This is a genomic window from Microbacterium sp. cx-55, assembly GCF_021117345.1.
GTDB lineage: Bacteria > Actinomycetota > Actinomycetes > Actinomycetales > Microbacteriaceae > Microbacterium.
The window spans coordinates 1,343,388-1,361,452 of record NZ_CP088261.1 but is presented as its reverse complement, the minus strand read 5'-3'; the positions used below and the strand labels follow the sequence as shown (position 1 = coordinate 1,361,452).

17 protein-coding genes are annotated in these 18,065 nt (G+C 69.1%); 5 read left to right on the top strand and 12 right to left on the bottom strand.

The genetic code is table 11. From position 1 onward, the window contains the following. Positions 1-17 precede the first annotated feature (17 nt). From LQ938_RS06285 to LQ938_RS06265, 5 genes are all read right to left on the bottom strand, one after another. The gene (locus LQ938_RS06285; protein WP_223721465.1) at positions 18-1,799 is read right to left on the bottom strand and encodes a peptidoglycan D,D-transpeptidase FtsI family protein; all 1,782 of its coding nucleotides are present in this window, start codon (positions 1,797-1,799) and stop codon (positions 18-20) included. 4 nt (positions 1,800-1,803) lie between these two features. Beyond that, entirely contained in the window at positions 1,804-2,418 is a 615-nt protein-coding gene (locus tag LQ938_RS06280) for a hypothetical protein (protein WP_223721466.1), read from the bottom strand. Next, positions 2,415-3,368: a 16S rRNA (cytosine(1402)-N(4))-methyltransferase RsmH gene (gene rsmH, locus LQ938_RS06275; protein WP_223721467.1), complete on the bottom strand. Its 954-nt coding sequence runs from the start codon at positions 3,366-3,368 to the stop codon at positions 2,415-2,417. The genes LQ938_RS06280 and rsmH overlap by 4 nt, the downstream gene beginning before the upstream one ends. Positions 3,369-3,471: 103 nt before the next feature. Next, the gene (mraZ, locus tag LQ938_RS06270) at positions 3,472-3,903 is read right to left on the bottom strand and encodes a division/cell wall cluster transcriptional repressor MraZ (RefSeq protein WP_223721468.1); all 432 of its coding nucleotides are present in this window, start codon (positions 3,901-3,903) and stop codon (positions 3,472-3,474) included. Positions 3,904-4,074: 171 nt separating this feature from the next. Beyond that, a complete protein-coding gene (locus tag LQ938_RS06265) occupies positions 4,075-4,446 on the bottom strand; it encodes a DUF3040 domain-containing protein (RefSeq protein WP_223721469.1) in 372 nt (123 codons plus the stop codon). A 64-nt stretch (positions 4,447-4,510) separates the two neighbouring features. On the opposite strand from LQ938_RS06265, the gene LQ938_RS06260 reads away from it, so the two are divergent. Beyond that, on the top strand, positions 4,511-5,605 hold the full coding sequence (locus LQ938_RS06260; RefSeq protein WP_374197458.1) for a polyprenyl synthetase family protein: 1,095 nt from the start codon (positions 4,511-4,513) through the stop codon (positions 5,603-5,605). Between the two features lie 42 nt (positions 5,606-5,647). Here LQ938_RS06260 and LQ938_RS06255 read toward each other — a convergent pair whose 3' ends face one another. Next, positions 5,648-5,995 carry an Rv2175c family DNA-binding protein gene (locus LQ938_RS06255; RefSeq protein WP_374197459.1) on the bottom strand — a complete coding sequence of 116 codons (348 nt, stop codon included), beginning with the start codon at positions 5,993-5,995 and terminating at the stop codon, positions 5,648-5,650. A gap of 189 nt (positions 5,996-6,184) precedes the next feature. Between LQ938_RS06255 and LQ938_RS06250 the strand changes: the two genes are divergently transcribed. Further along, positions 6,185-7,156, top strand: a complete 972-nt coding sequence (locus LQ938_RS06250; RefSeq protein ID WP_223721470.1) for a LysM peptidoglycan-binding domain-containing protein — start codon at positions 6,185-6,187, stop codon at positions 7,154-7,156. Positions 7,157-7,226: 70 nt separating this feature from the next. Continuing rightward, positions 7,227-9,167 carry a Stk1 family PASTA domain-containing Ser/Thr kinase gene (gene pknB / locus LQ938_RS06245; RefSeq protein WP_223721471.1) on the top strand — a complete coding sequence of 647 codons (1,941 nt, stop codon included), beginning with the start codon at positions 7,227-7,229 and terminating at the stop codon, positions 9,165-9,167. Positions 9,168-9,300: 133 nt separating this feature from the next. Here pknB and LQ938_RS06240 read toward each other — a convergent pair whose 3' ends face one another. Beyond that, positions 9,301-9,918 (bottom strand): TetR family transcriptional regulator, encoded by a 618-nt coding sequence (locus LQ938_RS06240; RefSeq protein WP_223721472.1) that lies wholly within the window; start codon positions 9,916-9,918, stop codon positions 9,301-9,303. A gap of 82 nt (positions 9,919-10,000) precedes the next feature. Here LQ938_RS06240 and LQ938_RS06235 point away from each other — a divergent pair, with 82 nt between their 5' ends. Continuing rightward, positions 10,001-10,939, top strand: a complete 939-nt coding sequence (locus LQ938_RS06235; RefSeq protein ID WP_223721473.1) for an aldo/keto reductase — start codon at positions 10,001-10,003, stop codon at positions 10,937-10,939. A 42-nt stretch (positions 10,940-10,981) separates the two neighbouring features. Here LQ938_RS06235 and LQ938_RS06230 read toward each other — a convergent pair whose 3' ends face one another. The 3 genes from LQ938_RS06230 to LQ938_RS06220 are packed head-to-tail and all read right to left on the bottom strand — an operon-like array spanning position 10,982 to position 14,006. Next, the gene (locus tag LQ938_RS06230) at positions 10,982-12,328 is read right to left on the bottom strand and encodes a class II 3-deoxy-7-phosphoheptulonate synthase (RefSeq protein ID WP_223721474.1); all 1,347 of its coding nucleotides are present in this window, start codon (positions 12,326-12,328) and stop codon (positions 10,982-10,984) included. A gap of 4 nt (positions 12,329-12,332) precedes the next feature. Next, on the bottom strand, positions 12,333-13,049 hold the full coding sequence (locus LQ938_RS06225; protein ID WP_223721475.1) for a lysophospholipid acyltransferase family protein: 717 nt from the start codon (positions 13,047-13,049) through the stop codon (positions 12,333-12,335). Positions 13,050-13,052: 3 nt separating this feature from the next. Further along, entirely contained in the window at positions 13,053-14,006 is a 954-nt protein-coding gene (locus LQ938_RS06220; RefSeq protein ID WP_223721476.1) for an ROK family glucokinase, read from the bottom strand. A gap of 152 nt (positions 14,007-14,158) precedes the next feature. On the opposite strand from LQ938_RS06220, the gene LQ938_RS06215 reads away from it, so the two are divergent. Further along, a complete protein-coding gene (locus tag LQ938_RS06215) occupies positions 14,159-15,991 on the top strand; it encodes an AMP-dependent synthetase/ligase (RefSeq protein WP_223721477.1) in 1,833 nt (610 codons plus the stop codon). Positions 15,992-16,040: 49 nt separating this feature from the next. Here LQ938_RS06215 and def read toward each other — a convergent pair whose 3' ends face one another. Beyond that, the gene (gene def, locus LQ938_RS06210) at positions 16,041-16,532 is read right to left on the bottom strand and encodes a peptide deformylase (protein WP_223721478.1); all 492 of its coding nucleotides are present in this window, start codon (positions 16,530-16,532) and stop codon (positions 16,041-16,043) included. Further along, on the bottom strand, positions 16,529-18,055 hold the full coding sequence (locus tag LQ938_RS06205) for a MinD/ParA family ATP-binding protein (RefSeq protein WP_223721479.1): 1,527 nt from the start codon (positions 18,053-18,055) through the stop codon (positions 16,529-16,531). Before LQ938_RS06205 ends, def begins: the two co-directional genes overlap by 4 nt. Positions 18,056-18,065 lie beyond the last annotated feature (10 nt).

Genomic DNA, 18,065 nt, shown 5'->3' with positions numbered 1-18,065 from the left:
TGCGGGCGCGTGGCCGGTCAGCCGGTCTTCGGCAGCAGTACGGGCTGCGAGTCGGAGGGCATCACCCGGTAGGTCTTGAGGACCTGGGTCATCGCCTGCTGGAAGGCGGCCGCGTTGGCCGCTGACGACCTTACCGCAGTGGGTTGATCGAGGGTGACGGCGACGATGTACTGGGGGTCGTCGATGGGCGCCATTCCGATCATCGTCGTGAAGTACACGCCGTTCTTGTAGGCGCCGTTCTCCGAGATCTCACCGGTACCTGTCTTGATCCCGAGCCGGTAGCCGTTGATCGCGATCGCTCGCGCGTTGCCGCCCTGGACGGCGACGTTCTCGAGCATCTCGCGCACCTGCTGGGCCGTCGACGCGCTGACGACCTGCGTGGAGGCGCCCGCATCCGGTGTCTCGACCGTGCCGTCGGCGTGCGTGCAGGACTGCACGAGCGAGAGCGGCACCTTCACGCCGTCGTTGGCGATCGCCTGGTACGCGCCCATGAGCTGCGGGAGCGTCGTCGCGACGCCCTGTCCGAACGAGGTGTTGTAGAACGTCTGGTCGTCCCAGTCGGACACCGGCCGGAGCTCGCCGTCGGCCTCCCCCGGGAAGCCCACGCCGCTCACCTGCCCGATGCCGAAGCGCTGCAGGTAGTCGTAGCGCGTCTCGACCGGAACCTTCTCGGCGAACTTCGAGATGCCGACGTTCGACGAGTCGATGAGCACGCCCGCGAGCGTGTAGTTCGTCGGCCCGTGCGAGATCGCGTCCGTCACGCGCGCGCCGTTCGGGAAGGTCTCGCGTCCGGATGCGGTGACCGTGCTCGTCGGCGTCGCCGCGCCCGTGTCGATCGCGGTCGCCGCGGTCAGCGCCTTGAACGTCGAACCGGGCTCGAACTCGCCGCGGAAGATGCGGCTGCTGCGGTCGGCCTCCGGGGTGGCGGAAACGTTGTTGGGGTCGACGGTCGGATACTCGGCGGCCGCCTTGATCTTGCCCGTCTTCGCCTCGACAACCATGATCTGGCCGTGCTGCGCGCTCTGGTTCTGCGTCTGCTCGGCGATCAGCTGCTGCAGGTACCACTGCAGGTCGCGGTCGATAGTGAGCGAGAGCGTACCGCCGTCGACGGCCGGAGTGATCTGCTCGGTGCCCGGGATGACGACGCCGTCCTTGCCGCGCTGGTAGATGCGTTCGCCGTTCGTGGACGTCAGGCACTGATTCTGGGAACTTTCCAGCCCCTCCAGCGGATCACCGCCGCTGCCGACGAAGCCCACGAGGTTGCCGGCGACGGCACCGTCTGGGTAGGTCCGCGCGGGATGCTGCTTCATGTAGAGGTACGGAATCCCGAGGTCTGCCAGCGCGCGGTACTTCTCGGTCGACAGCCCCTTCGTGAGTTCGGCGTACTGCGAGTCGGGGTTCACCGCGAGGGCATCCGCGACGATCTTCTGCACGTCTTCCGGCGTCTGCCCGGTGATTGCACCGATCTCGGCCGCGAGCGTCGGCCAGTCCACCTCGACCTTGGCGCCCGTCGCATCCGTCCGTGTGATCGGACCGACGTTGCTCGGGTCGAGTTCGGCGTCGTACTGCAGGATGCTGCCGGCCAACGTCTGCCCGTTCGTATCGACGATCGACCCGCGCGTGCCGTACAGCGTGGTCGATGCGCCGATGCCCATCGCGAGCGAGTCGTCGACGTGCTCGCGGGCGTTGACCACCTGGATGTCGACCAGCCGGACGACGAAGACGACGAGCACCGCCAGAACCACCGCGAGAGCGACGACGGTGCGGCGGCGAGGGCTTCGAGTGCTTCGCGTCGTCATGGTCTCAGTGTGTCGTGGGGGTGGGCAGTCCGTCGGTCAGCGCCGGGGGTGTCGCCGGATCGGTCGCGGTCGGGTCGGTCGTCGCCGGATCGACGGCGGGCGCCTGCACACCGTCGATCGTGGCGTCCGGGGCGGTCACGAGCGGCGTCTGCGCGATCAGGGCGTTGGCAACCGCGCCGCGACCGAGAGCATCGATCGACGACGTGTAGACGGATGCCTGCTGGCTGCCGAGCACGGCTCCGTCACTCAGCCGCAGGTAGCTCGGCGACTCGTTGATGACCATGCCGAGCGCCGTCGCATTGGCCGCGAGGTACTGCGGAGAGCTGAGACCTGCGACCTCGTCGTACAGGATCTGCTTCTGCCAGGTGAGCTCCCGCTGCTGCTGGGTGAGCGCGGAGAGTTCGAACGAGCTCTGCGTGGATAGCACGGAGAAGAGCATCTGTGCGCCCGCGATCGCGATCGCGCCGGCGACCGCCAGGATGCCGTAGGCCAGACGCGGGCGGCGCCGGCGCACCGGCTGCTCGAGCGGGCGGAGGCCGCGACCGGGGTCGCGCTGTCCGGTCTCCTCCTCGAACGGGATCGCGGAGACGAAGTCCACGGGTGCGGCGGCGACGCTCATACGATCTCCCTGATGCGTTCGGCCGCGCGCAGGCGCACGGGGATGGCGCGCGGGTTGCGCGCGCGTTCGGCGTCGTCCGCGAGTTCGGCGCCCTTGACGAGGAGCCGGAAGCGGGGCGCGTGCTCGGGCAGCTCGACGGGCAGGCCCGCGGGCGAGGTGGATGCGGAGGCGCGGGCGAGTTCGCGCTTGACGAAGCGGTCCTCGAGCGACTGGTACGAGAGCACGACCATGCGACCGCCGACTGCGAGCACGTCGAGCGCCGCCGGGATCGCCCGGTCGAGGGAGGCGAGTTCGCCGTTCACTTCGATGCGCAGCGCCTGGAAGACGCGCTTGGCGGGGTGGCCGGCGTTCTTCAGCGCGGCGGGGGTGGCCGCATCCAGAATCTGCACGAGTCGACCGGACCGCTCGATGGGCGCCTCGTCGCGCGCCGCGAGGATCGCGCGGGCGTACCGTCCGGAGAGCTTCTCTTCGCCGTAGCGCTCGAAGATGCGGCGCAACGCGCCCTCCGAGTAGCTGGCGAGCACGTCGGCCGCGGTCGTGCCGCTGCTCTGGTCCATCCGCATGTCGAGCGGCGCGTCCTTGGCATAGGCGAACCCGCGGTCCGCCTCGTCGAGCTGCAGCGAGGACACGCCGAGGTCGAAGAGGATGCCGTCGACGCGCGGCACACCGGCCCCGACGACCGCGTCCGCGATGCCGTCGTAGACCGTGTGGACGAAGGTGGTCCGATCGGCGTAGGGCGCCAGGCGCTCCTCCGCGATGCGAAGCGCGTCCGTGTCGCGGTCGAGGCCGATCACGTGGAGTTCGGGGAATCTCTCGAGGAACGCCTCGCTGTGTCCGCCCATGCCGAGGGTCGCATCGACGAAGACGGCGCCGGGCGCACGGAGGGCCGGAGCGAGGAGCTCGACGGTGCGCTCGAGCATGACCGGGGTGTGAATGTCGCGGAGAGTCATGATGAGGGGCCGGATCCCTCGGTCCTGATCCCCATCCGCTCGCCTACCTGACACGGGGGAAGTGCGTCAGGGCGGGGGCGGCTGGGAGTCAGGACCGAGGGGCTCAGAAGAGGCCCGGGATCACCTCCTGCTCCAGTTCGGAGTAGGCGGATTCGTTGGTCTCGGTGTAGGAGTTCCACGCGTCGGCGTCCCAGATCTCGGCATGCGCGCCGACACCCGTGAGGACGAGCTCGCGGTCGAGTCCGGCGTAGGCGCGAAGCGCCGGCGGGATCGTCACGCGGTTCTGGCCGTCGGGCTTCTCGGCGCTCGCGCCGGAGAGGAACATGCGCAGGAAGTCGCGGGCCTGCTTGTTGCTGAGCGGGGCCTCGCGGATGCGCTCGTGCACCCGTTCGAACTCGGCCTCGCTGAAGACGTAGAGGCAGCGGTCCTGACCGCGGGTGATCACGACGCCGTCTCCGAGGTCGTCACGGAACTTGGCCGGGAGGATGACGCGACCTTTGTCGTCGAGCTTGGGGGTGTGAGTTCCCAGCAGCATGTGCGCATTCCCCCCTCCTTCGTCCGGCCCACGTGTGAGGTAATCACCACTTTACTCCACTTCCCTCCACTTCACTACTCATTCGTCGGCCGATCTGGGCGGATCCTCCCCGCGCACGCAAAAAAGCGCCGCCCCCTAGGGGGCGGCGCTTTCAGAAGCGGTGTGTGCGGGTCAGCGGCCTTCTTGGCGGCGGTCCCAGCGATCGTTCATGCGATCCATGAAGGAGGCATTCGTCCGAGTTTTCGGCGCTCCGGTCGCGGGGGCGGCGGACGCCGGCGCACGCACGGATCGCGTCGGGGTGACGGCGAGGATGACTCCACCGAGCATCAGGACGAACCCGACGACTCCGACGACGATGAGCTGAGTGGACAGGCCGACGATCAAACCACCGAGCCCCGCAAGCACGAGGATCGTGCCGTAGACGATGTTTCGGTAACTGAGCGAGCGACCGTCCTGAGGAGCGCTGACGACATCGGCGTCGTTGCTCATGAGATGGCGTTCCATCTCATCGAGCAGGCGCTGCTCTTGTTCGGAGAGAGGCATTCATCCCCCTTGGGTGACGGTTATGCCGAAGTCTACGCGTCGGCGCTCTGACTAGGCTAGGCCCGTGTCGAGGATGTCAGATGCGATCGAGGCGGTTTCCCAGCGTCTGGACAACTTCTTCGTATCCCAATCGCGGGATACGACGGAGATGGGTTCGGATGCGGGCGATTTCGTCACCGCTACCGCAGGAGCAGTACAGGGCGGAAAACGCCTCCGCGCGCGTTTCTGCCTGACCGGATGGCGCGCCGTCGCCGAGGCTCGATCGCGCGATGTCGAGATCCCGGAGAGCGTGATCGCCGCCGCGGCATCCCTCGAGGTGTTCCACGCCGCCGCGCTCGTGCACGACGACCTCATCGACAACTCCGACACCCGCCGCGGACGCCCCGCGGCGCACCGGGCGTTCGAGGCGCACCACCGCGGCCGGCAGTGGGCCGGCGACGCCGAGTCCTTCGGGCGCTCGTCGGCGATCCTCGCCGGCGACCTGCTCGTCGCGTGGAGCGATGACCTGTTCGAGGCGGGGCTGCGGGGGGCATCGCCGGAGGCGGCGGCATCCGCCCGCACCGAGTACGCGCGGATGCGGCGCGACGTCACGGTCGGGCAGTTCCTCGACATCGCCGAAGAATCCGCGTACTTCACCGAGGGTGACGAGCGGCACGCGGAACGAGCGCTCCGCGTCGCCTCGCTCAAGTCGGCGCGCTACAGCGTCGAGCAGCCGTTGCGCATCGGCGCGGCGCTGGCGGGGGCGGACGAGGGACAGCTGTCGACCCTGAGCGCCTTCGGTCATCCGGTCGGGATGGCCTTCCAGCTGCGCGATGACGTGCTGGGGGTGTTCGGCGATGAGGCCGAAACGGGGAAGCCGTCGGGCGACGACCTGCGCGAGGGCAAGCGCACCGTGCTCGTCGCGTACGCCCGCGAGGCATTGCCCGCGGGCACCCGCGCCGTTCTCGACGAGCTCATCGGAGATCCCGCGCTCGAGGTCGCGCAGATCGAGGCGCTGCAGCGCACGATCGTCGACAGCGGTGCCCTCGAACGGGTCGAGCAGTTGATCGCGGATTTCGCCCGTCAGGCCGACCGTGCGCTCTCGGGCGCACCTCTCGGCAACGCCGCGGTGGGCGAACTCCGCGACCTCGCGCGCGCGGCCACGGCCCGATCGGCCTGACCGCCCGCGCGGTGACGCAGGGCCGTCACCGTTCCGGACGGGTCAGAGGGTGCGCGCGACCCGGCGCACTTCGCTCTTCCGGCCCTGCAGCAACGACGTGATCGGCGCCTGTCCGATCGCCTCGTCGTGCTCGAGCAGCCAGTCGATCGCCTCGTCGTCGGTGAGACCGGCATCCCGGATCGCGATGATGGTTCCGCGCAGCGAGCTCAGCGGCACTCCGTCGACGAGGAAGATGGCCGGAACCTGGAACGGGCCGTTGCGACGCGAGCCGATCAGGTACGCCTCGTCGATGTACCTCCGGACGCGACTGAGCGATTCGCCGGTCGCCTCCACGAGGTCGGGCATGGCCAACCAGTCGGTGGGGATTCGGGTGTCGTTGTCGCCGGTCACCCCTCAACTATCTCACCCGCTGCTCCGCTTCCCCACGCGGCAGCGGATCCGCAACGACACGCGCGGGCATGGCACCGCGGATGACAGTTTTCTCATCTGTCACATCCTTCACATCCGTTGACACCGTTATCGACCGATGTCAGGGTGGCCGAACCCCCGGAAGGACGATCCACCATGAGGAGGACGCCCATGTCTTCGCACGCCCTCGTACGCCCCCGCACCGCCGCGCTTGGCCTCTCCGCCCTCGCCGGCGGTGTGGCTCTGGCCCTGCACCCCGCGATCGGTCATGCTGCCGAACCGCGGACGCTCGCCTCACACGACGCACGCCCGCTTCCCACCGCGCTGCCCGCATCCGTCGCTCCCCCGGCGACCCACACGGTCGTCTCCGGCGACACCGTGAGCGGCGTCGCCGGCCGATACGGACTACGCACGGCCGATGTGCTGGCCTGGAGCGGCCTGGGGTGGGACTCGGTGCTCCACCCGGGCGATCTCCTGCAGCTGCAGGCCCCCGTCTCTGCGCCAGCTCCGGCGCCGCCGTCCGCGACGGCCGCGCACACCGTGCAGGCCGGTGACACGATCAGCGGCATCGCGGCACGGAACGGAACGACGGCGCAGGCCGTGCTCGCCGCGAACGGTCTCACCTGGGACTCGATCATCTACCCCGGGCAGACCATCGCCCTCCCGACCGCGGCGGCGCCGTCCGCACCCGCCGCAGCCGCCGCCCCCGCACCCGCTGCCGCCGCTCCGGTTCTCGAGTTGGACGCCGAGCAGATCGCCAACGCGCAGCTCATCATCCGGATCGGTCGGGAACTCGGGGTGTCCGACCGGGGCATCGTCATCGCGCTGGGCACGGCGATGCAGGAGTCCTGGCTCCGCAACCTCGACTGGGGCGACCGCGACTCGGAGGGACTGTTCCAGCAGCGACCGGCGAGCGGATGGGGCACGGCCGACCAGGTCCGCGATCCCGACCGGGCGACGCGCGCCTTCTTCGGTGGCGCGGGAGATCCGAACGGAACGCTCACGCGGGGGCTGCTCGACATTCCCGGCTGGGAGTCGATGCCGTACGCGGATGCGGCGCAGTCGGTGCAGATCTCCGCCTACCCCGACCGCTACGCGCAGTGGGAGCAGCCGGCGACAACCTGGTTGAGCGTTCTCGGCTGAGCCGGGAATTCCCCGCGTTGGGGGCGAGCCGCTGCCCGGGCTCACAGTCCCGCATCCGTAGACTCTGAGCGTGAACACGGGCCAGCGCGCGGATCCGCTGATCGGCCGTTTGGTCGACGGCCGCTACCGCGTGCGCGCGCGGATCGCCCGCGGCGGCATGGCCACCGTGTACGTGGCGACCGATATGCGGCTCGAGCGACGTGTGGCGCTGAAGGTCATGCACGGCCATCTGAGCGACGACACGGTCTTCCAGAGCCGGTTCATCCAGGAAGCACGCGCCGCGGCGCGCCTCGCGGACCCGCACGTGGTCAACGTGTTCGACCAGGGACAGGACCACGACATGGCCTACATGGTCATGGAGTACCTGCCCGGCATCACGCTCCGCGACCTCATGAAGGAACATCGACGTCTGTCGATCCCGCAGACGATCACGATCATGGACGCGATCCTGTCGGGCCTCGCCGCCGCCCACCGCGCGGGCATCGTGCATCGCGACGTCAAGCCGGAGAACGTCCTGCTCGCCGAAGACGGCCGCATCAAGATCGGCGACTTCGGCCTGGCCCGCGCGACGACCGCGAACACCGCGAGCGGCCAGATGCTGCTGGGCACGATCGCGTATCTCGCGCCCGAGCTCGTCACCCGCGGCAGCGCGGATGCGCGCAGCGACATCTACGCGCTCGGCATCATGCTCTACGAGATGCTCACCGGCGAGCAGCCGTACAAGGGCGAGCAGCCGATGCAGATCGCCTATCAGCACGCGACGGATTCCGTGCCCCGGCCGAGCGCGAAGAACCCGGGTGTGCCCGAGCAACTCGACGAGCTCGTCCTGTGGGCGACCGAACGCTCCCCCGATGCCCGTCCGGTCGACGCCGACGAGATGCTGCGGCGCCTGCGCGACATCGAGCGAGAGCTCGGTGTCGCACCACAGGTCGCGCGGACGCTCGCCGTCGGCACGGCTGTCGCCGAAGAGGGATACGACTCGGGTGAGCTCACCCGGGCCATGCCGGCCTCGCTGACCGGGCCGACGGCGGTCGCCGACGACACCGACAACGCAACGCTCCTGCGACGCCGCGCGCGTCGGCGAACGGCGAAGGGCGGGTGGCTCTTCACTCTCGTCATCCTGCTCGCCGCGATCGCGGGCGGAACCGGATGGTGGTTCGGCTCGGGTCCGGGCTCTCTCGTCGCGGTCCCGGCGGTGGAGGGCCTGAGCTACGAGGATGCCAGCGCCGCCCTCCTCTCGGAGACACTGATCGCCGAACGGGGCGAGGAGTACAGCCTCAGCGTCCAAACCGGTCTCGTCATCCGCACGGAACCCGGGAGCGGCGATCGGCTGGACAAGGACTCGACCGTCCGCGTGATCGTGTCGATCGGTCCTCAGCCGCACGACCTCGGCCCGCTGACCGGCACCACCCTCGACGCGGCGACCGCCACCCTGCAGCAGGCGAAGGTGACCGTGTCCGACCCGGCGTACGTCTTCACCGGCGCGGCCGACGGCACGGTGGTCTCGGCATCCGTCGCCCGTCCCTCCGGCGAGGCCGTCGACTGCACCAACGGCTGCACCGTCTACGAGGGCGACACGGCCTCGCTGCTCGTGTCCCGCGGCTCGGTGCCGGATGTGTCGGGCCTCAAGGTGCAGGACGCGGTGCGAACCCTCGAGGGGGTCGATCTCGTCGTCTCCGCCGACCGGCAGTCGCAGTTCTCGAACGACGTCGACAAGGGCAACGTCATCGGCATCGCCGGACGCGACGGCGGGGGCGACTGGCGCCCGGGCGACACCGTGACCCTCATCGTCTCCGAAGGCCCGGAGCTCTTCCGCGTTCCGGATGTCGAGGGCCTCACGCGCGACGAAGCGAAGAGCACGCTCTCCGCCGCCGGCTTCAGCGCCGACTATCTCTCGACCTGGGACCTCTTCCCCAATGGCTCGACCGAGGTCGAGGCCCAGGACCCGGGCGCGGGAGCGATGGTCGAACGCGGCACGCGGATCTCGCTCCGCTTCAACGTCTCCGGCTGACACCTGGCCACCCCTCTGTGGTTTGGGGCACGATTCTGCGTTTGGGGCGCGATTATCGTGCCCCAAACGACATTTCGTGCCCCGAACCCGCCGGGGCCGGGGCCGGGACGGGCAGATCGGCCGGGTGTAACCGCTAGCGCGAGCGGGGCGGCTGTTCCGTGTCGTCGAGTTGGGCGAACGCCGTCCGGAGCAGCTCCCGGGGGCTCCGCGCCTCATCCGCCGCACTCCAGGCCGAGAGCGCGGAATCGAAGCAGGCGATCGCCGCCCGGACGATGACACGGGCACGAAGGGGCTTCTGCGAACCCGTCAACCGGGTTTCGACCAGCGGAGTGAGCATCGCCTCCCACAGCAGATGCTTCTCGAGGTGTCGGGCGCGCAGCGAGGCTGTGCTATCGAGCACGCGCAGGCCCCGCTTGTGCTCTTCGCCCTGGTGTCCGCCCGTCTCCAGCAGCGCGTCGAACGACGCGTGCAGCGCCGCCCAGATCGGGGCATCCGCCGGCCGCGCCGCGAAGTCGTCGCGGAGGAACTCGCCCCACGGGGTCGGATCGCCGATGACCGCGTCCTCCTTCGCGGGGAAGTAGCGGTGGAAGCTCCGCGCCGAGATGCCTGCCGCATCCGCGATCTCCTCGACCGTGACCTGGTCGAAGCCCCGCTCGGCGAACAGGTCCATCGCGACCGCCGCGATATGGGCGCGCACGGATTCGCGCGCGACACTGCGCAGCGGGTTCGAAGAGCGAGTCGGTGAGGTCACAGGTCGAGCTTACCGCGACACAACTGTCAGACTCTGCCATATGAGGCGTATAGTGACACCTCCACCCCCGAAAGGACATCACATGCAGACGCGCACTCTCGGACGTCAGGGCTTCCAGTCGTCGGCCATCGCCTACGGCGCGATGGGAACCGCCATCGGCTACGGCCCGAGCGACGACACCCAATCCATCGCCGCCATCCGGCACGCACACGACCTCGGCGTCACCCACTTCGATACCGCCGAGATGTACGGATGGGGCGACGGCGAGAAGCTCCTCGGCACCGCGCTCGCCCCCATCCGGGACCGGGTGACGATCGCCACCAAGTTCGGGTTCACGCACGACTTCGGACGGGACTCCTCGGCCGACCATATTCGCGCGGTCATCGACACGAGCCTCGCGAACCTCGGGACGGATCACATCGACGTCCTCTACCAGCACGCCCCCGATCCGCCCGTGCCGGTAGAGGACGTCATCGGCGTGATGGCCGAGCTCGTCGCCGCCGGGAAGGTCTTGTACCTGGGCCTGTCCAACACGGATGCGGACGATATCCGCCGCGCGCACGCCGTGCACCCGATCTCCGTCATGCAGAGCGAGTACTCGATCTTCTCGCGGGACTCCGAGTCGCTGCGCCCCACCCTCGACGAGCTCGGAATCGGCCTCGTGGCTTACTCGCCGCTCGCCCGAGGATTCCTCACCGGAGCCGTGCAGCCCCGCGACGCCTACGACGCCGGCGACTTCCGTCGCGGCGTCGGCTGGTGGGCGCCGGAGAACTACGACGCCAACGTGTCGATGGTCACGCGTCTCACCGAGCTGGCATCGGAGAAGGGCACCACGCTCGCCGGACTGGCACTCGCGTGGCTGCTCGCCCAGAGCGAGAACATCGTGCCCATCCCGGGTTCACGGAGCGTCGGTCGAGTCACCGAGAACGTGTCCGCCGCCGACGTGGTCCTCACCGCCGACGACCTCGCCCGCATCCGGCAGATCGTCCCCGCGGGCGGTATCGGCGACCGCGGGATGTGATCCCGAGGAGGGAGGCCGACCGCCTCCCTCTCCGGGTTCGCCTCAGTGCCGCTCGAGCTGCTCGAGTTCCTCGGCGACGAGGAACGCGAGTTCGAGCGACTGCATGTGGTTCAGGCGGGGGTCGCAGAGCGACTCGTACCGAGTGGCGAGAGCGGCCTCATCGATGAGCTCGGATCCGCCGAGGCACTCCGTCACATCGTCGCCCGTCAGCTCGACGTGGATGCCGCCGGGGAACGTGCCCACCGCGCGGTGGGCCTCGAAGAAGCCGCGTACCTCGTGGACGACGTCATCGAAGCGCCGCGTCTTGTATCCGCTGGGCGTCGTGATCCCGTTGCCGTGCATCGGGTCGGTGACCCATAGCGGAGTCGCGCCGGAGTCCTTGACCGCCTCGAGAAGCGGCGGCAGGGCGTCGCGGATCTTGCCCGCGCCCATCCGGGTGATGAAGGTCAAGCGGCCCGGCTCGCGGTCAGGGTCCAGCTTGTCGATCAGCGCGAGCGCCGTGTCGGTGGAGGTGGTGGGCCCGAGCTTCACGCCGATGGGGTTGCGGATCTTCGAGAAGTAGTCGACGTGCGCGCCGTCGAGGTCACGCGTGCGCTCACCGATCCAGAGGAAGTGCGCCGACGTGTTGTAGGGCGTGTGCGTGCGCGAGTCGATACGCGTCATCGGGCGCTCGTAGTCCATCAGCAGGCCCTCGTGGCCCGTGTAGAACTCGACGTGACGCAGCTCGTCGAAGTCGGCACCGGCCGCCTCCATGAACTTGATGGCGCGGTCGATCTCGGTGGCGAGGCCCTCGTAGCGCTGGTTCGCCGGGTTCGCCGCGAACCCGCGGTTCCAGCTGTGCACCTCGCGGAGGTCGGCGAACCCGCCCTGGGTGAAGGCCCGGACGAGGTTCAGCGTCGACGCGGCCGTGTGGTACCCCTTCAGCAGACGCTGCGGGTCGGGCTGGCGGGAGGCCTCGGTGAAGTCGTAGCCGTTGACGATGTCGCCGCGGTAGGCGGGCAGCGTCACATCGCCTCGGGTCTCGAAGTCGCTCGATCGGGGCTTGGCGAACTGTCCCGCCATCCGCCCCATCTTCACGACCGGCATGGATGCGCCGTAGGTCAGGACGACGGCCATCTGCAGCACGGTCTTGATGCGGTTGCGGATCTGTTCAGCGGTGGCCCCGGCGAACGTCTCGGCACAATCGCCGCCCTGGAGGAGGAACGCCTGACCGGATGCGGCGCGCGCGAGGCGTTCGCGAAGGCGATCGACTTCACCGGCGAAGACGAGCGGGGGAAGCGTGGCGATTTCCGCGGACACCGCCGAAACGGCGTCGACATCGGACCACGACGGCTGCTGCTTGATCGGAAGGGAACGCCAGTGATCGAGCGGGTCGAGCGAGGTGAGCATCCCGTCAGTCTACTGAGGGCAGAGCCGCCTCCGGCGCGCGTGACGAGGCCGCCCGATCCTTCACCGTGGAGGCGTAGACGTCGTCGTACTGCTGCGCCCCGATGCGCTGCAGCGCGACCATGATCTCGTCGGTGACGGAGCGCAGCACGTAGCGGTCGCCCTCCATCCCGGCGAAGCGGGAGAAGTCGAGCGGCTCGCCGATCACGATGCCGACGCGGCCGATACGCGGGACGCGCTGACCGATCGGCATCACCGTGTCGGTGTCGACCATGACGACCGGCACGACGGGAACGCGCGCCTCGAGTGCCATGCGTGCGAGCCCGGTGCGGCCGCGGTACAGCTTGCCGTCGGGACTGCGGGTGCCCTCCGGATAGATGCCGAGCAGGTCGCCGCGTCCGAGCACCTGCAGGCCCGTGTTGAGGGAGGCCTCGGAGGCCTTGCCGCCCGAGCGGTCGATGGGGATCTGGCCGGTCGCCTTGAAGAACAGACGGGTCGCCCACCCGCGGAGACCGCGGCCGGTGAAGTAGTCGCTCTTCGCGAGGAACGACATCCGCCGGTCGATCATCAGCGGCAGGAAGATCGAATCGGCGAACGACAGGTGGTTGCTCGCGAGGATCGCGGCGCCTTCGGCCGGAATGTTACGTCGCCCGACGATCCAGGGCCGGAAGACGCCCTTCACGATCGGTCCGATCACGATGTACTTCATCAGCCAGTAGAACATCGGTCAGTTCCCCCCGAGGTACCGCCGGCGCGCGAGGTCGGCCACACCGATCACCCCCGCGTCGTTGGTCAACCGGGCGACGGCGAAATCCGCCATCGGACGTGAGGAACCGGATGCGGGAAGTGCCGCGGCGAAGGCGTCGCGCATCGGCGCGAGCAGCACCTCGCCGAGCTGCGACACTCCGCCGCCGATCACGAACCGCTGCGGGTCGAGGATCGCCGCGAAGCTGCCGCACGCGGTTCCGACCGCGACCGCGATCCGGCGGAGGGCTTCTCGCGCACCCGGATCGTCCGCCTGCACGAGCTGCGAAATCACGGCACCGGTGAGACCCTCCGGCCGCCGCGCGGCTTCGGCGAGAGCCTGGCCGATCCCGAACTCGGCGTCCTGTGCGATCTCTCGGGCCTCGAGCTGCAGGGCGCGGCCCGAGCCGTAGACCTCGAGGCAGCCGCGCTGTCCGCATCCGCAGGTACGGCCATCGGGGATCACGCGCATGTGGCCGAGTTCGGCAGCGCTCCCCTGGCCGCCGCGAAGAAGCGTGCCGTCAACGACGACGGCTCCCCCGACGCCCGTGCCGAGGGTGAGCATCACGACGTCGCTGAGGTTCTCGCCTGCGCCGTAACGGTATTCGGCCCATCCGGCGGCGTTCGCGTCATTCTCGATCAGGACGGGAATCCCGGTCAGTGCCTCGAGGCGGTCGCGCAGCGGCTCATCGCGCCAGGCGATGTTCGGGGCGAAGTACACCTTCGATCGGTCGCGGTCGATGAATCCCGCGGCGGCGACGCCGGCGACGGCCTGCTCCCCCGCGGCGAGATCGGTCACCATGGCGGCGACGGCGGATTCGATCTCGGCGATATCGACCGGCGTCGGCACCCGGATGCTGCGCACCATGGTGCCGGATTCGTCGACGATCCCCCCGGCGATCTTGGTTCCGCCGATATCGATTCCCACTGCGAGCACGCTGGTGTCCTTCCGCGACGTGAGCCTCCAGAATCCTATTGCGTCGGGACACGGCGGCCCTACCGGGCCCGGACTGTGGGACTCAGTGTCACCCCTGCGTAGACTTGCGTTTCATAAGTGCGACCCGCACGGTATCGAAGGAGCTGCCGAAAATGAGCGCCGTAATATCCGAAAACCCCGCGATCGTCCCTGCCGATCCGGATGCCAACGTCTCCGACCTGCTGTTCGACCGGGTCGCTGCGACGCCCGATCGTCCGCTGTTCGCCGTGCCCGACGGTGACGGATGGCGAGACATCTCCGCCGTCGAGTTCGAACGCCAGGTCGTTTCGCTCGCGAAGGGCTTCGTGTCGGCCGGCGTCGAGCCCGGCGACAAGATCGGGTTCCTCGCCCGCACGACCTACGACTGGACGCTCGTCGATTTCGCGCTGTTCTACGCCGGAGCCGTCATGGTGCCGATCTACGAGACGAGTTCGTCGAGCCAGATCGAGTGGATCCTGTCGGACTCGGGCGCCGTCTCGGTGCTGGTCGAATCCGCCGAGCACGCCGAGCGGCTGAGCGAGGTTCGAGCGAACCTGCCCCTCATCCGCACCGCGTGGGAGATGCACTCGGGTGACCTCGACGCGTTGGTCATGGCCGGAGCCTCCGTCTCGAACGACGAGATCACGCGCCGTCGGGGGCTGGCGAAATCCGCCGACATCGCCACGCTCATCTACACGTCCGGTTCCACCGGGCGGCCGAAGGGATGCGTGCTCACCCACGGCAACTTCGTCGAGCTGTCGCGCAACTCCGCCCGGTCGCTGCACGAAGTGGTGGAGGTCGAGGGCGCGTCCACCGTGCTGTTCATCACCACGGCGCACGTGTTCGCGCGATTCATCTCCATCCTGAACATCCACGCCGGGGTGAAGACGGGCCACCAGCCCGACACCAAGCAGCTGCTGGCGGCGCTCGGCTCCTTCCACCCGACGTTCCTGCTCGCTGTGCCCCGCGTGTTCGAGAAGGTCTACAACTCCGCCGAGCAGAAGGCCGAGGCCGGCGGCAAAGGCAAGATCTTCCGCGCGGCCGCGCACACAGCGATCGAGCACTCCCGTCTCCAGCAGGAGGGCGCGAAGGTACCGCTCGCGATGCGGGTGAAGTTCGCACTGTTCGACCGGCTCGTGTACTCCAAGCTCCGCGAGGCGATGGGCGGCCGCATCCAGTACGCCGTGTCGGGTTCTGCTCCGCTGGGTCCGCGACTCGGGCACTTCTTCCACAGCCTGGGCGTGCACATCCTGGAGGGCTACGGCCTCACCGAGACGACCGCGCCGGCGACCGTGAACCTCGCCACGAAGTCGAAGATCGGCACCGTGGGTCCGTCGCTGCCGGGGGTCGGACTGCGGCTCGCCGACGACGGCGAGATCGAGGTCCGCGGGATCAACGTCTTCAAGGAGTACTGGCGGAACCCCGAGGCCACCGCCGCCGCGTTCGACGGCGATTGGTTCAAAACGGGCGACATCGGCTCACTGGATGCCGACGGGTTCCTCACGATCACCGGACGCAAGAAGGAGATCATCGTGACCGCGGGCGGCAAGAACGTCGCCCCGGCCGCGCTCGAGGACCCGATCCGCGCGAACCCGATCGTGGGTCAGGTCGTTGTGGTGGGAGACCAGAAGCCGTTCATCTCCGCGCTCGTGACCCTCGACCCCGAGATGCTGCCCACCTGGCTGCAGAACAACGGCGGTCGTCCGGCGATGTCGCTCGCGGAAGCCGCGAAGGACGACGCCGTCCGCGCCGAGGTGCAGAAGGCCATCGACCGGGCGAACGCCACGGTCTCGCGGGCGGAATCGATCCGCAAGTTCACGATCCTCTCCACGGAATGGACCGAGGCGAGCGGGCACCTGACGCCGAAACTGTCGATCAAGCGCAACGTGATCATGGACGACTTCGCCGACGACGTGGCCGCGCTCTACAGCGTTCCGGAGAACACCGCGAACATCTCCCTCGCCTGACCCGGAGTAAAGGCCCGCATCCGTCTTCCGGATGCGGGTCTTCTCGCGCTCAGAACCAGTCGCTCTCGCGCACTTCGCGGAGCGCGACCCGGCGTCGCTCTCGGTCGAGCCGGTCGAGGTACAGCTTTCCGTCCAGGTGATCGGTCTCGTGCTGGAGCGCCTGGGCCAGAAGCCCGTCACCCTCCAGGACCACTTCATTCCCGTCGAGATCCGTGCCGATGGCCTTCGCGTGCGGGTACCGCATCACGTCGTGCCAGAGACCGGGCACCGAAAGACACCCCTCACCGGTCAGCTCGGGCTCCCCCGACACCTCCACGAGCACGGGGTTCAGGATGTAGCCGATGTCACCGTCGATGTTGTAGCTGAACGCGCGCAGGCCCACACCGATCTGCGGCGCCGCGACACCGGCGCGTCCCGGCAGCTCGACCGTGTCGACGAGATCTCGGACGAGTGCCCGGATGCCGTCGTCGACGGCGTCGATCGGCGCACTCGGTGACTTCAGCACGGGGTCGCCGAACAGGCGGATGGGTCGAACGCTCACGCGGCGCCCACCGCGGGCGCCGAACCGATGCCCGCCACGACCACAGCGGCGAGTTCACGCGCCGCCTGACGGGTCGCCGGCTGCAGATCACGGAACGTGATCGCGCTGCCCGTCGCGATGCGCGCGTCGTAGGGCAACCGCACGACGGCGCGGACGCGACTACGGAAGTGCTCTTCCAGTTCGTCCTGACGCACGAGCGGCGTGCCCGGACGCGACGTGTTCAACACGACGACCGCGGCACGCGCGAGCTCGGGATACCCGTTCGTCTCGAGCCAGGTGAGAGTCTCGGACGCCAGGCGCGCCTCATCGACGCTGAGACCCGCGACGATCACCAGCGCATCGGAGGCTTCGAGCGTCGCGTTCATCACGGAGTGCACGATGCCGGTGCCCGTGTCGGTGAGCACGATGGAGTAGTAGTGCGCCGCGAGGGCCGCGACGTCGCGGTAGTCGGAGTCGTCGAACGCTTCGGAGATGTGGGGGTCCGCATCCGACGCCAGGACGTCGAGGCGCGTCTCGTCGCGAACGACGATCGAGGAGATCTCGTTGAAGCCGTGCACGCGCGTGCGCGACCCGGTCAGGTCGCGGACGGTCTTGCCGCTGGGCTGCCCCACGCGCTCGGCGAGCGTGCCGCGGTCGGGGTTCGCGTCGAGGGCGATCACCCGGTCTTCCCGCGCGTCGGCCAGGGCCATCCCGAGAAGTGCCGTGACGGTCGTCTTGCCGACGCCGCCCTTCCGGGAGAGCACAGCCACGAACCGAGCGCCACCATCGAGCGGTGCGGCGATTCGGGCGTCGAGGGCACGGCGATCCCGCGCGCGCTTGCTGTCGGCAAGCCGGATGCGGCCGCCGCTCAGCGCGTAGACGAAGTGCGGCCACGAACCCTCGGGTTCGCGGCGCGGCAGGCGGTCGCGCTGCAGCAGACGGTCGGCCGTGAGCAGATCGGGGGTCTCCCGCGTGGCGTCGCGTTCTTCCACGCGGCGGGCGGCGAGGGTGACCGGCGCAGGCACGAGCGGTTCCGCCGCGCGGGCCGGGGCGGGCTCGGCCGGACGGGCGGAGGCAGCAGGCTCTGCCGGGGGCAGATCGGGGCGGCGGAACAGCACCGGCTCCGAAACCGGTGCGACGTCGTCGACGATCGGCAGCTCGGGCGCATCGACCGGCTCGGCGATCTCCTCGTCGACCTCGTGCGCGTGCTCGACCCGGGTCTCGCTCTCGACCGGTGCGACAGCGTCAACGTGCGGCGCGGCGTCGTCGTGCTGTTCGATGTCGTCCTCGTGCACGATGTGCACGTCGTCGACGAGGACGTCGGGGCGAGCGGACGGCGCGGATGCCGCAGCATCGAGCGCGATGTCGTCGGCCAGCACGTCGTCATCGACGAGGTCGTCCTCATCGTGTGCGGGAAGGGCAACGGCGACCTGTGCGGTCGGCGTGCCGAGGATGTCGAAGCCGGTGGTATCGACGCTGACGGGTTCGTCGATGATGTCGTCGGACTCGCCGTCGACCCGGTTCTGATCGTCGCGATCAGGCATTTCTGGAACT

Coding starts and splice junctions, on each gene's coding strand:
- LQ938_RS06265 (WP_223721469.1), bottom strand. CDS start 4,446: ATGCCTCTCTCCGAACAAGAGCAGCGCCTGCTCGATGAGATGGAACGC.
- rsmH (WP_223721467.1), bottom strand. CDS start 3,368: ATGACTCTCCGCGACATTCACACCCCGGTCATGCTCGAGCGCACCGTC.
- LQ938_RS06285 (WP_223721465.1), bottom strand. CDS start 1,799: ATGACGACGCGAAGCACTCGAAGCCCTCGCCGCCGCACCGTCGTCGCT.
- mraZ (WP_223721468.1), bottom strand. CDS start 3,903: ATGCTGCTGGGAACTCACACCCCCAAGCTCGACGACAAAGGTCGCGTC.
- LQ938_RS06280 (WP_223721466.1), bottom strand. CDS start 2,418: ATGAGCGTCGCCGCCGCACCCGTGGACTTCGTCTCCGCGATCCCGTTC.
- LQ938_RS06250 (WP_223721470.1), top strand. CDS start 6,185: ATGTCTTCGCACGCCCTCGTACGCCCCCGCACCGCCGCGCTTGGCCTC.
- LQ938_RS06230 (WP_223721474.1), bottom strand. CDS start 12,328: ATGCTCACCTCGCTCGACCCGCTCGATCACTGGCGTTCCCTTCCGATC.
- LQ938_RS06205 (WP_223721479.1), bottom strand. CDS start 18,055: ATGCCTGATCGCGACGATCAGAACCGGGTCGACGGCGAGTCCGACGAC.
- LQ938_RS06235 (WP_223721473.1), top strand. CDS start 10,001: ATGCAGACGCGCACTCTCGGACGTCAGGGCTTCCAGTCGTCGGCCATC.
- LQ938_RS06215 (WP_223721477.1), top strand. CDS start 14,159: ATGAGCGCCGTAATATCCGAAAACCCCGCGATCGTCCCTGCCGATCCG.
- LQ938_RS06225 (WP_223721475.1), bottom strand. CDS start 13,049: ATGTTCTACTGGCTGATGAAGTACATCGTGATCGGACCGATCGTGAAG.